Annotated in this window: 16 protein-coding genes; 9 read left to right on the top strand and 7 right to left on the bottom strand. The window is 60.4% G+C overall.

Annotation, left to right across the window (positions count from 1 at the left end; all coding sequences use genetic code 11):
• Positions 1–197: 197 nt before the first annotated feature.
• The gene (locus tag I8E17_RS01965) at positions 198–647 is read left to right on the top strand and encodes a DoxX family protein (RefSeq protein WP_069612391.1); all 450 of its coding nucleotides are present in this window, start codon (positions 198–200) and stop codon (positions 645–647) included.
• A gap of 76 nt (positions 648–723) precedes the next feature.
• Here I8E17_RS01965 and hisG read toward each other — a convergent pair whose 3' ends face one another.
• From hisG to hisS, 3 genes are read right to left on the bottom strand one after another with little or no spacing between them, the layout of a single operon-like run.
• Positions 724–1,419, bottom strand: a complete 696-nt coding sequence (hisG, locus tag I8E17_RS01960; RefSeq protein WP_069612390.1) for an ATP phosphoribosyltransferase — start codon at positions 1,417–1,419, stop codon at positions 724–726.
• Positions 1,419–2,537: an ATP phosphoribosyltransferase regulatory subunit gene (locus I8E17_RS01955; protein WP_069612389.1), complete on the bottom strand. Its 1,119-nt coding sequence runs from the start codon at positions 2,535–2,537 to the stop codon at positions 1,419–1,421. The genes hisG and I8E17_RS01955 overlap by 1 nt, the downstream gene beginning before the upstream one ends.
• A gap of 60 nt (positions 2,538–2,597) precedes the next feature.
• The gene (hisS, locus tag I8E17_RS01950; protein ID WP_069612388.1) at positions 2,598–4,121 is read right to left on the bottom strand and encodes a histidine--tRNA ligase; all 1,524 of its coding nucleotides are present in this window, start codon (positions 4,119–4,121) and stop codon (positions 2,598–2,600) included.
• A 173-nt stretch (positions 4,122–4,294) separates the two neighbouring features.
• Between hisS and I8E17_RS01945 the strand changes: the two genes are divergently transcribed.
• From I8E17_RS01945 to I8E17_RS01930, 4 genes are all read left to right on the top strand, one after another.
• Positions 4,295–4,522, top strand: a complete 228-nt coding sequence (locus I8E17_RS01945; RefSeq protein ID WP_069612387.1) for a DUF6290 family protein — start codon at positions 4,295–4,297, stop codon at positions 4,520–4,522.
• On the top strand, positions 4,506–4,775 hold the full coding sequence (locus I8E17_RS01940; protein ID WP_083258161.1) for a type II toxin-antitoxin system RelE/ParE family toxin: 270 nt from the start codon (positions 4,506–4,508) through the stop codon (positions 4,773–4,775). The genes I8E17_RS01945 and I8E17_RS01940 overlap by 17 nt, the downstream gene beginning before the upstream one ends.
• A gap of 75 nt (positions 4,776–4,850) precedes the next feature.
• A complete protein-coding gene (locus tag I8E17_RS01935; RefSeq protein WP_069612386.1) occupies positions 4,851–5,228 on the top strand; it encodes a hypothetical protein in 378 nt (125 codons plus the stop codon).
• 73 nt (positions 5,229–5,301) lie between these two features.
• A complete protein-coding gene (locus I8E17_RS01930; RefSeq protein ID WP_069612385.1) occupies positions 5,302–5,670 on the top strand; it encodes a DUF305 domain-containing protein in 369 nt (122 codons plus the stop codon).
• A 47-nt stretch (positions 5,671–5,717) separates the two neighbouring features.
• On the opposite strand, the gene I8E17_RS01925 is transcribed toward I8E17_RS01930, so the two are convergent.
• On the bottom strand, positions 5,718–6,617 hold the full coding sequence (locus I8E17_RS01925) for a LysR family transcriptional regulator (protein WP_069612384.1): 900 nt from the start codon (positions 6,615–6,617) through the stop codon (positions 5,718–5,720).
• Positions 6,618–6,727: 110 nt separating this feature from the next.
• Between I8E17_RS01925 and I8E17_RS01920 the strand changes: the two genes are divergently transcribed.
• Positions 6,728–7,753 (top strand): NAD(P)-dependent alcohol dehydrogenase, encoded by a 1,026-nt coding sequence (locus I8E17_RS01920; protein ID WP_069612383.1) that lies wholly within the window; start codon positions 6,728–6,730, stop codon positions 7,751–7,753.
• Positions 7,754–7,801: 48 nt separating this feature from the next.
• Here the strand turns inward: I8E17_RS01920 and I8E17_RS01915 are convergent, their stop codons facing one another.
• A complete protein-coding gene (locus I8E17_RS01915; RefSeq protein ID WP_069612382.1) occupies positions 7,802–8,851 on the bottom strand; it encodes an aldo/keto reductase in 1,050 nt (349 codons plus the stop codon).
• A 289-nt stretch (positions 8,852–9,140) separates the two neighbouring features.
• On the opposite strand from I8E17_RS01915, the gene I8E17_RS01910 reads away from it, so the two are divergent.
• The gene (locus tag I8E17_RS01910) at positions 9,141–9,845 is read left to right on the top strand and encodes an HAD family hydrolase (RefSeq protein ID WP_015338919.1); all 705 of its coding nucleotides are present in this window, start codon (positions 9,141–9,143) and stop codon (positions 9,843–9,845) included.
• Between the two features lie 3 nt (positions 9,846–9,848).
• Here I8E17_RS01910 and I8E17_RS01905 read toward each other — a convergent pair whose 3' ends face one another.
• Together I8E17_RS01905 and I8E17_RS01900 are read right to left on the bottom strand one after the other, a co-directional pair.
• Positions 9,849–10,343, bottom strand: coding sequence for a hypothetical protein (locus tag I8E17_RS01905; protein ID WP_173002507.1), 495 nt, complete (start codon positions 10,341–10,343; stop codon positions 9,849–9,851).
• A gap of 29 nt (positions 10,344–10,372) precedes the next feature.
• Positions 10,373–11,002, bottom strand: coding sequence for a DNA-3-methyladenine glycosylase I (locus tag I8E17_RS01900; RefSeq protein WP_069612380.1), 630 nt, complete (start codon positions 11,000–11,002; stop codon positions 10,373–10,375).
• A gap of 302 nt (positions 11,003–11,304) precedes the next feature.
• On the opposite strand from I8E17_RS01900, the gene I8E17_RS01895 reads away from it, so the two are divergent.
• Together I8E17_RS01895 and I8E17_RS01890 are read left to right on the top strand one after the other, a co-directional pair.
• A complete protein-coding gene (locus I8E17_RS01895) occupies positions 11,305–12,087 on the top strand; it encodes a L,D-transpeptidase (RefSeq protein ID WP_069612379.1) in 783 nt (260 codons plus the stop codon).
• Positions 12,088–12,303: 216 nt separating this feature from the next.
• Positions 12,304–13,002 (top strand): L,D-transpeptidase, encoded by a 699-nt coding sequence (locus I8E17_RS01890; protein WP_069612378.1) that lies wholly within the window; start codon positions 12,304–12,306, stop codon positions 13,000–13,002.
• Positions 13,003–13,217 lie beyond the last annotated feature (215 nt).

Raw genomic sequence — 13,217 nt, 5'->3', positions numbered from 1 at the left:
TCATGATTTGGCGGATAAATTCGCGCCACCATAGCCGATATGGAGCCGATGGGAAGAGCGCGCGCACAATACCATTGTTCAATGATTGTGAACTAATTGTGCGCAGTTGTTTATCTTTCCAACCTCCCAAAAATCACGAATATCTGTCTCCAGAAATTGTCGCCACCCGATCCCGACTGAATTTACTGGAGACTGTCATGTCCAACACCAACACCAACAACATCATCATTCTTGTGGCGCGCATTCTGCTCGCCTTCATGTTCATCTTCGCCGGTTTCGGCAAGCTGACCGATCCGGCCGGCACGGCTGGCATGATTGCCGGCGCCGGTATGCCTGCTGCAACGCTGCTTACCTATCTTGCCGGCGCGTTTGAATTCGTCACCGGCGTCTGCGTCCTCATCGGCTTCCAGGTCCGTATCGTCGGCTGGCTGCTCGCCCTCTTCTGTGTCTTCACCGGCATCGTCTTCCATCTGGGTACCGTCAACGTTCCGGACTTCCCGGCTGCCGCCAACGGATGGATCAACGGCCTGAACTTCGTGAACTTCCTGAAGAACATCACGCTCGCCGGCGCCTACATCATGCTCGCCACCAACGGCGCAGGCGTCTACTCGGTCGACGCACGCCGCGGTGCCTACGCCGCCGCCTGATTGCCGCAGACTTTCCAAGACAAAAGGCCCGCCGGAATTCCGGGGGGCCTTTTCGCGTGAACAGGAAATTGGAAAATCAGAGCGCGCTGCGCACGGCAGATATGATGCGCTCAACCATCGGATCGCCATTGTGGCTTTCCTTGCGGGCACGCACCAGACACGCCTCAGAGCGCAGGATGACGCCATCCGACAGGACCTTCAGATGGTTCGCTCTAAGCGTCGAGCCGGTAGAGGTGATGTCGACGATGATGTCGGCCGAGCCGGCAGCGGGTGCCCCTTCCGTCGCACCGAGGCTTTCGACAATGCGATAGAGCTGAATGCCATGCTGGCTGGAGAAGAACTGCTGCGTCAGCCGCCAGTACTTCGTCGCGACCGTCAGCCTGTGACCATGACGGGTACGGAAATCGGCGGCAACGTCGCCAAGATCGGCCATGGTATCGACATCAAGCCAGATTTCCGGCACTGCCACGACGACATCGGCGTGACCGAAGCCGAGCCTGGCGCAGAATTCGACGCGGCGATCAGCCTCCGCCATGCCCTCGCGCACGAGGTCTTCGCCGGTAATGCCGAAATCGACGCTGCCATTGCCGATCTCTCGCGAGATTTCCGAGGCCGACAGAAAGGCGATCTCGACGCCATCCCAACCTTCGACACGGCCGCGATAGGAGCGGTCATTGCCGACGGCGACGATCGGCATGCCGGCGCGCTCGAAAACAGCCGAGCAATCGTCCTTCATCCGACCCTTGGAGGGAAGCGCAATGGTGATGGTCATCAGGCCGTCCTCGCGGTTTCGATACGGTCGAGCCAGAGCGCGAAGCCGACGGCAGGAATATGGTCCTTGGCGCCGAGCAGGGTCATCAGCCGATCGAAGCGGCCGCCACCGGCCAGCACCGCGCTCGATCCCTCCACCGTCACTTCGAAAACGAGGCCCGTATAATAATCAAGCGGACGGCCGAAGGCGGCGCGATAATCGATCTTCGAGGCATCGACGCCGGCTTTGGCTAGTGCCGCAACGCGGGCATCGAAGCTCTTCAATGCGCTCCCGAGCTTTAACCCTGCAGCGTCGGCAAAACCTGCCAGTGCCGCGGAAGCATCCGAGAGCGGCACGCTCAGGGACAAGAACTCCTCCAGCACGCGGAAGGCCGCATCGTCGAGCCGCGTTTCCGACAGGACCAGCTTCTCACGAAGGCGGCGCGCGATCTCCTGCGGCGAGCGGCTGGCATTGGTGGAATAGCCGGTTGCGTGCATGGTAGCATCGATATGCCTGACCAGCCCCTGCTCGTCGCCCCGGCTCAGGAAATCGAGTACATGGGCATCGAGCCCGGTGACCGGCTGCGGGCTTGCAAGATGCGCCAGCAAGGTTTCGAGCTGCATCATGTTGCCGAAAGCGTGTATCAGGCGCTTCTGCCAGCCGGATGGCAGGCCGAGCGCCTGCACCACGGCCTCGAACACGGCCTGATCGCCAAGCGTCACGGAGAGCGGTTTGCCGGGCACCACGCGATCGAGGATACCGATGGCATCGCTGATGGCGCGGGCGTCGGCACTCGCCGTATTGCCATCACCCAAATCCTCGATGCCGGCCTGATAAAACTCATGGCCGCCTTCGCGGCGCTGGCGGAAGATTTCACCGAGATAGGAATAACGCTTCGGCGTGCCGGTGGCGGTCTCGATATGGCGCAGGCAGACCGGAATGGTGAATTCCGGGCGCAGGCAAAGGCTGGCGCCGGTTTCGCTTTCGGTCATGAAGATGCGCCGGCGGAGATCCTCGCCGGCCATATCGAGAAAGGGTTCGGCGGGCTGAATGATGGGCGTATCCACCCTCTCCGTTCCGCGAACGGAAAATTCGTCCAGCAGGTCGCCGGCAAAATCCGGGAGGTTGATCAGGGGCATGGGGCTATTCTCCCCTTCTCCCCGGCGGGGAGAACGGGAAAGCGAGACTGCTCGATCCACTCAGCCATTGCCGAGCGCCCTCTTCCGGTCTTCCGCCTGCGCCGCCAAGATAGCTTTGACCTTCTCGATCAATTCGGCCTCCGGCACGGTTTCCTGCGCGACACGGGCCTCGCGCCAGCTGGCATTGTCCTCGATCTCGCCGGAAAGGCGCTTGCCTTCGATCAGATCCTTGATCTGGACGACGCCCTGGGCACGTTCGTCGCCGCCCTGGATGATGGCGATCGGGCAGCCGCGGCGGTCGGCATATTTCAGCTGGTTGCCGAACTTCTTCCAATTGCCCTGGAACATCTCGGCGCGGATGCCGGCGGCGCGCAGCTGCTGCGTGAAGCGCTGGTAGCGTCCCATGGCATCGACATCGCCGTCCATGACGGTGACAAGCACGGGCTCGATTACCTCGTCCATGCCGAGCTTGCCGAGATTTTTCAGCGCCGTCATCAGGCGCGACACGCCGATGGAAAAGCCTGTGGCCGGCACCGGCTGGCCCATGAAGCGCGAGACTAGCCCATCATAACGGCCGCCGCCGCCCACCGAGCCGAAGACGACCTTCTCGCCCTTCTCGTTGGTGACGTCGAACAGCAACTCGGCTTCGTAGACGGGGCCGGTATAATATTCGAGACCACGCACGACGGACGGATCGATCTTGATGCGATCCGCTCCATAGCCGGCGCTTGTCACAAGGCTGCCGATGAAATTCAGCTCCTCGACGCCTTCGCCGCCTTTGGACGTGCCGGCGACAAGCTCGGCAAGCTGGGCGGCACTTTCGGCATAGTCCTTGATGCCGACGAAGAAGAGCACCTTCTCGATCTGGTCGCTGCTGAGGCCGGCACCCTTGGTGAAGTCGCCGGACTCATCCTTGCGGCCGGGGCCGAGCAGCAGCGCCACGCCTTCCGGACCGAACTTGTCGAGCTTGTCGATGGCGCGCAGCACGTTCAGCCGCTGGGCAGCCTTGTCATCGCCGCCAAGACCGATGGCTTCCAGGACGCCATCTAGAACCTTGCGGTTGTTGACGCGAACCACATAGTCGCCCCGCTTGATGCCCAAAGCCTCCAGCGTGTCGGCCATCATCATGCACATTTCGGCATCTGCCTGCACGCCCGGCGCGCCGACGGTATCGGCATCGAACTGCATGAACTGGCGGAAGCGGCCAGGACCCGGCTTTTCGTTACGGAAGACATAGCCGGCGCGATAGGTGCGGTAGGGAAGCTGGATCTCGTTGAAATTTTCCGCGACATGACGGGCGAGCGGCGCCGTCAGATCATAGCGCAGCGACATCCACTGCTCGTCATCATCCTGTAGCGAGAAAACGCCCTCGTTCGGCCGGTCGCTATCGGGCAGGAACTTGCCCAGCGCATCGGTATATTCGAACAGCGGCGTTTCGACGGGATCGAAACCATAATGCTCGTATACCCTACGGATCTTGGAGGTCATCTCGTTGACGGCGCGAATGTCGCTGGCCGAACGATCGACAAAGCCGCGCGGCAGGCGGGCCTTGAGCTTCTGCGGTTTCTTTTGTTTGTCGCTCATCTCTAGGGTAATCCGGTATGGGAACAGTCGCGGTTAACTAGCGGATTGGGCTGAATGCGGCAAGGATTGTTATATGTTGGCGGCCGACAAACCGACAAACGACGGATGACAGACGGACAAGAAAGATCTATATTTGGGATACGTGCATCCCAATCCCTACCGAGGCCACCTCGATGAGCAAACAAACCGCCATCCGTCTGCCAGATGAAACCTACGAGCGCCTGCAGGCTCTGGCCACGCGAACGGGCCGGACCGCAACCTTCTACATTCGTCAAGCCGTTGAGGCTCACTTGGACGAAATGGAAGACGTATACTTAGCAGAACGCGCCATGGAGCGAATTAAGAACGGTGAAGACGAGGTCGTAAGCTCCGAGGAATTCTGGCGTGGCATGGACGATTGAGTATGCGCGATCTGCTCGCAAATTTGTCGAAAAACTGAATCCGGAGACACGTAAGAGAATAAGGAGTTTTCTCGAGGAACGTCTCGCCACTTTGCATGATCCCCGTCAGGTTGGCGATGCTCTGCAGGGTGCGCGGTTGGGGAATTACTGGCGTTATCGAGTCGGCGATTACCGAATTATCTGCGACCTGCAGGATAGTCGCCTGGTTGTGCTTGTTATCGAAATCGGAAACCGTCGCGACGTCTATCGTTAGGCGCAATTTTGGATTTGCAACAATAACGGAAAATGGCGGCTTGGCGCCGGATTCGCTTCATCCTATGTTGATTGCATGCGTTTCTTTGCGATCCTGACAATGGTGATTGCCTGGCTGTTCTACGGTGCCATGCCGGCGCTGGCGAACTGTCCTATCTGCGATTCCGTCACCGCAATTCCCGCCACATCAACCATGGCCATGCATGATGGCAAGACCGATATGCCTGGCATGGCCGGTCACGGCAACATGGGCGAGCCCCAGCAAACGAAGCCGGAAAATCCTTGCGCCGGCGGCATGGCGCATGTGGCCTCCTGCGCTGCCTGCCTTGCCTTGATGCCGACCCTTGCAATAGAAGAGGGCAAACACGCCATCTCCTATCCGGTGCCGGCGGCCGGCCAGCGCCTTGCCGGTTCCCTGCCGCAGCCGACAGCGCCCCCTCCCCGTTTCACCTGACGATCTCCTGCATTCAATCGACGAGCGGCTGCCGCTCAAATCCAGATACCGTCCAGAAACGGAGAGAATACCTATGTCCACCTCAAAATCGCTGATGATTGCCGGCGTATTCGCGCTTGCCATCGCCCTTCCCGCCTTTGCCGACGATATGAAGGGCATGGACATGAGCAAGCCGATGGGAGACCAAGGCGCTTCCAGCAAGGCGTTCAACGACGCCATGGGCAAGATGCACAAGGACATGATGATCCACTATAGCGGCGATGCCGATGCGGATTTCGTCCGCGGCATGATCCCGCACCATCAAGGCGCGATCGACATGGCTAAGATCGAGCTCAAATACGGAAAAGATCCCGAACTGCGCAAAATGGCGGAAGGTATCATCACTGCGCAGGAAGCCGAGATCAAGGAAATGAAGGCCTGGCTGCAGAAGCACGGCAAGTAATTCACCCGATCACGGGAGGCGGCATGTCTGCCGCCTCTCTCACATGCTCAGTCCATGATTGCAGGCAGGCGTGCGGCGAGCAGGTCGATGACCACGCGCATTTTCAGCGAAAGCTGCGGCACCTGCGGCCAGACGGCATAGACGTTGACGGGCCGGCTTGAGACATTGAGCACCTGCATGAGCTTGCCGGCGCGCACATAATCCCGCACCAGCCAGCAGGGCAGCCAGGTAATACCCATTCCGGTAGCGGCTGCATCGGCAATGACCTCCAGGTCATCAAGACGCAACCGCGTCTGCGGAAAATAGTCGACGGCCGCTCCATCGCCCTGCAGAAAGGTCCATCGCTTGGCTTCCCCCGATCTCGCATAGACGACGAGATCGTGGCTATCGAGATCGGCAATGGTCTGCGGCATGCCTCTTGCAGCGAGATAATCCGGCGCGGCGCATAGCGTCATGCGATGGAGGGCGATCTTGCGCGCGGCAAGGCCGGCTTCATCCCGCAATATGCCGTTGCGAATGGCGAGATCGAAGCCCTCGTCGAAGAGATCGACCACGCGATCACTGAAGGAAAGATCGAGTTCAAGCTTGGGGTGAATACGCGCCAATTCCAGCAGCAGCGGAGCAGCGCAGCGACGACCGAAAAGGACAGGCATGGAGATACGAAGACGTCCGGTCACCTCGCGCTTGCCCGATTCCAGCATGGCCTCGCCAGACTGTATCTCGTCCAGCGCCCGGCGGCAGCGCTCGTAAAAAGCTTGCCCCTCGTCGGTGAGGCTCTGCATGCGGGTGGTGCGGTGAAACAGGCGCACATTCAGGCGCCGCTCCAGTTTAGCGATGGTCTTGCCGATCGCCGAGCGGGAGAGATTCATGCGCGCCGCCGCCGCGGAAAAGCCGCCGGCCTCGACCGCCTCCACGAATTCCGGAATGCCGTTGAGCATGTCATTCATGATGATTGCTTCCCTTAAGGAACCAGTACGCGGAAATAATATCGCCACTGGCGATCGGAAAGCAACGATATGCTAGGCCCATTGCTTCCAATTTCTCTCAGGAGATCATGATGACGAAGACCATGAAGCGCTGGACTCTCGATACGATTGCCGTCGGCGCTCCCTTGAACCTCACGGAAACGGCAGTACCCAAGCCCGCGCGCGGCGAAGTGCTGGTGCGGGTCAAAGCCGTTTCGCTGAACTATCGCGACAAGCTCGTGCGCGAAACCGGCATGGGCCTGCCGCTCCAGTTTCCCTTCGTGCCGGCCTCCGATATGGCGGGCGTCGTCGAAGCGGTGGGAGACGACGTAACCAGATTCTCTGTCGGCGATCGGATCATTTCAACCTTCCACCCCGGCTGGATCGACGGCAAGCCGCTCGGCGATGCCCGTACACCGCCCTACAAGACGCTTGGCGGCTTCTATCCCGGCGTGCTCTCCGAATATATCGCCATGCCGGAGGGTTGGTTCGTATCGGCACCCAAGAGCCTCGATTATGCCGAGGCAAGCACCTTGCCCTGCGCCGGCCTTACGGCCTGGTTCGCGCTGGTGGAGCGCGGCAAGATCAAGCCCGGTGATAGCGTATTGGTGCAGGGTACGGGCGGCGTGGCGCTGTTTGGCCTGCAGATCGCCGCGGCCCAGGGTGCCGAGGTCTTCGTAACCTCCTCTGGACCGGAAAAGCTCGAGCGGGCCAAGGCTTTGGGCGCTCGTCACGGCATCGACCGCAACAAAGCCGATTGGGTGGAAGAGGTCTATCGCCTCACCAACGATCGGGGTATCGATCATATCATCGAAATCGCCGGCGGGCCGAACCTCGGTCAGTCGCTGAAGGCGGTTGCGCCGCATGGCCGGATTTCCGTTATCGGGGTCCTCGAGGGCTTCGACATCTCCGGTCCGGTGGCACCGCTGCTGCTGAAGTCCCCCACGGTACAGGGCATCGGCGTCGGTCATCGCCGCTCGCTTGAAGACTTCGTGCTCGCGGTCGACAGCATCGGCCTGGAGCCGGTCATCGACCATCGTTATGGACTCGGCGAGGTACCGGCCGCCTTCGATCATCTCGATCGCGGCCCCTTCGGCAAGATCGTGATCGAGCTTTGACGTGGAGCCGGGCCGCCGCGAAAAGCTGCGGCCCGGCTTTGCATGATATCAGGCCTTCGGCTCGAAGGGCTGCGGCACGCGCTGGGCGCCCTGACGGGCCAGCATCCAGCCGGGATATTCGGGCGCAAGCGCGCTGACGTCATCGAGCTTGGCCATATCGTCGGCATCGAGCTTCAGCTTGACGGCCGCCAGATTCTGATCGAGCTGATCGAGACGCTTGGCGCCGATGATGATGCTCGTGACGAAGGGCTTCGCCAGGATCCAGGCAAGTGCCACCGTGGCGACGCTTGCACCGTGCTTCTCGGCCACTTCGCGCATGGCGGCGACGCAAGCCCAGGCGCGGTCCCTGTCGACGGGCGGGAAATCGAAGCTCGCGCGCCGTCCTTCGCCGTTGCCCGGGGCGTCCGGACCATACTTGCCCGAGAGCAGGCCGCCGGCCAACGGCGACCAGACCATGAGCCCGAGCTTTTCCTCAGCCATGACAGGCACGATTTCGCGCTCCAGATCGCGGCCGGCGATGGAATAATAGGCCTGCACGGTTTCAAAGCGGGCGAAACCGCGGCGCTCGGAAATGCCGAGCGCCTTCGCGATGCGCCAGGCCTGCCAGTTGGAGACGCCGACATAGCGTACCAGACCGCGCGAAACGAGATCGTCCAGCGCCCGCAGCGTCTCGTCGATCGGTGTCACGATATCCGTGCCGTGGATCTGATAGAGATCGATATGATCGGTTTGGAGACGATCCAGGCTGGCCTGCACCGAGTCCATGATATGGCCGCGCGAGGCGCCGCGATCGTTGGGCTTGTCACCCATGACGCCATAGACCTTGGTGGCGATGACGACATCCTTGCGGGGAACGCCGAGGTTCTTCAGGGCCTGGCCGAGCAGCTTTTCGGAATTGCCGAAGGAATAGACGTCGGCGGTGTCGATGAAGTTGACGCCGGCGGCGAGCGAGCCTTCGACGATCTTATCGGCCAGCGCCTGGTCGACATCTGCGATCGAGCCCCAGGGCGTGTTGGGATTTGCTTCACCGAAGGTCATCGTGCCCAGGCAGAGTTCGGAGACGAAAAGGCCGGTATTGCCGAGTTGGTTGTAACGCATAGGAGAAATTCCCTTGTGGTCAGCCGGAAGACTCTTCCGGCCGGTGAACGCTTATCTTTTCGCTATAGATTGGCCTCGGCACGGCAGCCGCTGTCGGCGCTGCCCTGGGAGGTCATAAGACAGTCGTCGAGGCCGGACTCTGGCTCCGCGGCGATCGAGACAACAAGGACATAATGCACCGGAAACCGATTTCAACGCGAGACCTCGGACCGATCACGATGCGGTGACCGACGCTTGCTCTTGCGTCCGACCGGGCGCGGATTATATCATGCGCAGAACGGATAGACCGATGACGCAACGTCCCCTCACGACAATCGGCTTCGACGCCGATGACACGCTCTGGCAGAACGAACAATTCTATCGGCTGACGGAACTGCAGTTTACCGAGCTACTCGCCGATCACGCCGCAAGCGATGTCATTTCCGCGCGCCTGCTGGAGGCGGAAAAGCGCAATCTTCGTCACTACGGCTTCGGCATCAAAGGTTTCACCCTCTCGATGATCGAAACGGCCATCGAGATCACGGAAGGCGAAGTGCCATCGACCGTCATCGCCCAGATCCTCGATATCGGCCGCGATCTCCTCGCCCACCCCGTCGAGACATTGCCGCATGTGCGTCAAACGCTGGAGGCCCTCTCGGGAAAGTATCTGTTGGTGCTGATCACCAAGGGGGATCTCTTCGATCAGGAGCGCAAGCTTGCGCAATCCGGACTCGGCGACCTCTTCGATGCGGTCGAGATCGTTTCGGACAAGAACGCGTCGACCTATCGCCGCATCTTTTCCAAGGTGGGCGACGGGCCGGAACGGGCGATGATGATCGGCAATTCGCTGAAATCGGACATCGTGCCGGCGCTTGCTGCCGGCAGCTACGGTGTCTTCGTGCCCCACGAACTTACATGGTCGTTCGAGCATGTCGAGGAACCGACCGACGCACCACGTTTCCGCAAGATCGGCCATCTCGGCGAATTGCATGGCGTGATCGAAGCGTTGCAGTAACCCTCACTGTCCCTGCTTCGAACGCGGCGGAAACAGCATCGGTCCCTGATCCTTCTGCTGATCAGCCGGCGCCTGCTGCGCGGCCGGCGGATTGGGGTCGATGAGGATCTCGTATGGCGCACCGAGACCGCGCCGGCGCGTGACGCGCGAATAATAGGGCTTGATCAGCCAGGTCGTATCCTCATTGACGGTGACGTCGGCGGTGTTGCCGTCTTCATCCGTGCCGAAGAAGGATTCATCCTCGCTCGACGAGAGGTCGAAGATTGCCATATAGGCATATTTGCTTTTCGAGCTGAAGGTGATCCGCACATGCTGGCCCTTCTTCAGCGGCAGCATGTACACCTTGCCCTTGCCGAATTTCGTCCAGCCCGTCAGCCTCTCGAGGACAGCCGGCAGGGCGATCTTTTCAAGCTTTTCGCCACGGTCGAGCTGCGGCAGCTGCTGTTGCTGGGTATTGCTTTGCGCATGGGCCACTGCGGCGTTGAACAGCGCAACCATCGTCAGCGAAAGACAAAGAAGCACAGCTCTCACGGCCGCACCAATGCGCAGCGCATCGCCTCCACCTCTTTCCGGCAATAGCAGCCCTCGATATGGTCGTTGACCAGGCCCATGGCCTGCATGAAGGCATAAACTGTGGTCGGGCCGACAAAGGTCCAGCCGCGTTTCTTCAGATCCTTCGAAATCCGCACCGAAGCCGCCGTCGTCGGATTGGCGCGCAGATGGGCAAGGTCAAAGATCTCCGGGCGCTCGGCGGCGGTCGGCTCATGGCTCCAGAAATAGCGGGCGAGCGAACCGAATTCGTCGCGCATCTCAATGGCGCGGCGAGCATTGTTGATGGTGGAAACGATCTTGCCGCGATGACGGATGATGCCGGCATCGGCGAGACAGCGCTCGATATCCGCCTCGCCAAACTTGGCGACTTTCTCGAAATCGAAGCCCGCAAAAGCGGCGCGAAAATTCTCGCGCTTGCGCAGTATCGTCAGCCAGGACAGGCCTGACTGGAAGCCTTCGAGGCAGATCTTCTCGAAGAGCCTGATGTCATTGACAACAGGCCGACCCCATTCCTCGTCGTGATAGCGCTGATATTCCGGCAGATTGCCGTGCCAGAAGCAGCGGTCCTTGCCATCTTCGCCGGTGATAATGCCTGTTTCGGCCATTTTCGCGTTTCGTCCCCTATTTCAGCACGCGCTACCGGGAGCCGGTAAGCCACTATCGGATAAATTGAGATCAATCAAACGCTTAAATTCATAGACTGACTTCGACGACTGCGCATTCCGATTCATGATTTACCACTTGCAAACCATCTTTCCAAACCAAGCGGTAACCCTGACAAAGCTTTATCGGCTTCGCGGCATTTTGATGAATAGATGTTTACCATTCGCTCGCGTGCAAGTGGCACCATGGTTTCGACCGGGTGCTTTCGCGCCCATCTTCGGCCCATGTGTAGAGAGTTTGTCCGATGATGAAACATGCCGTCCTGTTTACCGCGGGCGCTCTAAGCCTGCTTGCCTCCACCGCCTTTGCCGACGATCGCTATCAGTCGCGCCCGCCCGTCATCGTCAGTCCCGATCTGACCGCCCCCTGGGTGATGCAGCTTGGCGGCGGCAACGTGCAGCCGGTCGTCTATCCCCGCCCGATGGCGCGGCGCGCCGCCGATCCCCGAATGGAGCAGCAGGCCAATCCGCAGGTGCGCCAGGTCGTGCAGCCGCGCGGGCTGTTTGCACGTCCCGCCGTGCAGCAGGTCGCCATGGCCCGTCCGCAATATCCGGCAATCCGTGGCCAGATCGATCCGCAGTTCCTGCCGCAGATCGTCGACTATCAGACGAAGGAAAAGCCCGGCAGCATCGTTATCGATACCAACAACCGCTTCCTTTATCTGGTGATGGATGGCGGCAAGGCGCGGCGCTATGGCGTCGGCGTCGGCAAGCCGGGCTTCGAATGGGCCGGCGCCCACACCGTGACCCGCAAGCAGGAATGGCCGGACTGGACGCCGCCGGCCGAAATGATCTCCCGCGAAGCAGCCAAGGGCCATTATCTGCCAGCGCATATGGAAGGCGGTGAAGGCAATCCGCTCGGCGCCCGCGCCATGTATCTCGGCTCCACCCTCTATCGCATCCATGGCACCAACGCGCCCTGGACGATCGGCAGCGCCGTCTCCTCCGGCTGCATCCGCCTGCGCAACGAGGATGTCATCGACCTCTACAACCGCGTCAAGGTCGGCACCCGCGTCACTGTCATGTAATCTTGAACTACGGGGACCTGTGCGGCGATACTATCCCATCGAAGGGGCAGTATTCGCCGCACCGGAAAGCCCTTCACTATAGTTCAGACTATAGTCTGAACCGTGATAGAAGAGAGGCCGGTTCTTCCTGGCCATTCTCCTCATCGGGCATTTTGATCTTGATCCCTTCGTCGGTTCCGGTAGTTTCCTAGCGAATTCAACGAGGGAAATGCCATTATGAAAGCAGCATTGTCGATCGTGACGACAGGTGTCGTTGCGGCGTGTCTTCTTGCAGCATCGAACGCAGCAGCCTTCACCGCTTCAGCACCCATTGCGACGTCGCTCACGCGCACCGACGTAATCAAAGTGGCGATGGAACCGCAGGGCCAGGTGAAGCCGCAGTTCCAGCGGCGCATGGTGCGGCTGGCAACGAACGAGGAGCCGGGCACAGTCATCGTCGACACCAACAACAAGTATCTCTACCTCGTCGAAGGCAATAATCGCGCAAGACGCTACGGCATCGGCGTCGGCCGCGACGGCTTCGGCTGGTCGGGCGTTGTCAAGGTCGGCCGCAAGGCGGAATGGCCCGGCTGGACTCCGCCGCCCGAAATGATCGTTCGCGAAGCCAAGAAAGGCCACAAGCTGCCGGCCTATCAGGAAGGCGGCGAGGACAATCCGCTCGGCGCGCGCGCCATGTATCTCTATCGCAACGGCAACGACACTGCCTTCCGCATCCACGGCACCAACCAGCCATGGAGCATCGGCCTCAATATGTCTTCCGGCTGCATCCGCATGATGAACAAGGACGTGATCGATCTCTACGATCGCGTTCCGGTCGGCACGAAGGTCATCGTCGTGGGTCCCGGCAACAAGCAGGGCGAGGTCAGCTACCAGGATCGCGGCGTCGATGTGCTGAGAACCCTGTTCGGCGGCTGATAGACTCCGCCCGAATCAGGCATCAAGATAACGGGCGTCCCTTCCTGGCATGGCATCACTCACGCCACGGAAGGACGCCCGTATCACTTGCAATAGCCTATTGCACGCAGGCGCGGATGGAGACACTGTTGCGCCGGTGTTACAGCCTGAAACTTATCACGCTGCACCGCTGAAAAACGGCGCGTCGCCTTCAGTTTGACGTCAGTTTTCCCGCC

Source organism: Rhizobium sp. AB2/73 (genome assembly GCF_020871915.1).
In the GTDB taxonomy this organism is placed as follows: domain Bacteria; phylum Pseudomonadota; class Alphaproteobacteria; order Rhizobiales; family Rhizobiaceae; genus Rhizobium; species Rhizobium dioscoreae.
Note: the sequence above shows the minus strand (reverse complement) of the source record. Positions and strands in the feature narration are given on the sequence as shown.

What these genes read in the sequence shown, in the direction of transcription:
- hisG (WP_069612390.1), bottom strand. Translation starts at nt 1,419, where the DNA reads ATGACCATCACCATTGCGCTTCCCTCCAAGGGTCGGATGAAGGACGAT.
- I8E17_RS01965 (WP_069612391.1), top strand. Translation starts at nt 198, where the DNA reads ATGTCCAACACCAACACCAACAACATCATCATTCTTGTGGCGCGCATT.
- I8E17_RS01935 (WP_069612386.1), top strand. Translation starts at nt 4,851, where the DNA reads ATGCGTTTCTTTGCGATCCTGACAATGGTGATTGCCTGGCTGTTCTAC.
- I8E17_RS01910 (WP_015338919.1), top strand. Translation starts at nt 9,141, where the DNA reads ATGACGCAACGTCCCCTCACGACAATCGGCTTCGACGCCGATGACACG.
- I8E17_RS01895 (WP_069612379.1), top strand. Translation starts at nt 11,305, where the DNA reads ATGATGAAACATGCCGTCCTGTTTACCGCGGGCGCTCTAAGCCTGCTT.
- hisS (WP_069612388.1), bottom strand. Translation starts at nt 4,121, where the DNA reads ATGAGCGACAAACAAAAGAAACCGCAGAAGCTCAAGGCCCGCCTGCCG.
- I8E17_RS01920 (WP_069612383.1), top strand. Translation starts at nt 6,728, where the DNA reads ATGACGAAGACCATGAAGCGCTGGACTCTCGATACGATTGCCGTCGGC.
- I8E17_RS01945 (WP_069612387.1), top strand. Translation starts at nt 4,295, where the DNA reads ATGAGCAAACAAACCGCCATCCGTCTGCCAGATGAAACCTACGAGCGC.
- I8E17_RS01925 (WP_069612384.1), bottom strand. Translation starts at nt 6,617, where the DNA reads ATGAATGACATGCTCAACGGCATTCCGGAATTCGTGGAGGCGGTCGAG.
- I8E17_RS01915 (WP_069612382.1), bottom strand. Translation starts at nt 8,851, where the DNA reads ATGCGTTACAACCAACTCGGCAATACCGGCCTTTTCGTCTCCGAACTC.
- I8E17_RS01905 (WP_173002507.1), bottom strand. Translation starts at nt 10,343, where the DNA reads ATGGTTGCGCTGTTCAACGCCGCAGTGGCCCATGCGCAAAGCAATACC.
- I8E17_RS01930 (WP_069612385.1), top strand. Translation starts at nt 5,302, where the DNA reads ATGTCCACCTCAAAATCGCTGATGATTGCCGGCGTATTCGCGCTTGCC.
- I8E17_RS01890 (WP_069612378.1), top strand. Translation starts at nt 12,304, where the DNA reads ATGAAAGCAGCATTGTCGATCGTGACGACAGGTGTCGTTGCGGCGTGT.
- I8E17_RS01955 (WP_069612389.1), bottom strand. Translation starts at nt 2,537, where the DNA reads ATGCCCCTGATCAACCTCCCGGATTTTGCCGGCGACCTGCTGGACGAA.
- I8E17_RS01900 (WP_069612380.1), bottom strand. Translation starts at nt 11,002, where the DNA reads ATGGCCGAAACAGGCATTATCACCGGCGAAGATGGCAAGGACCGCTGC.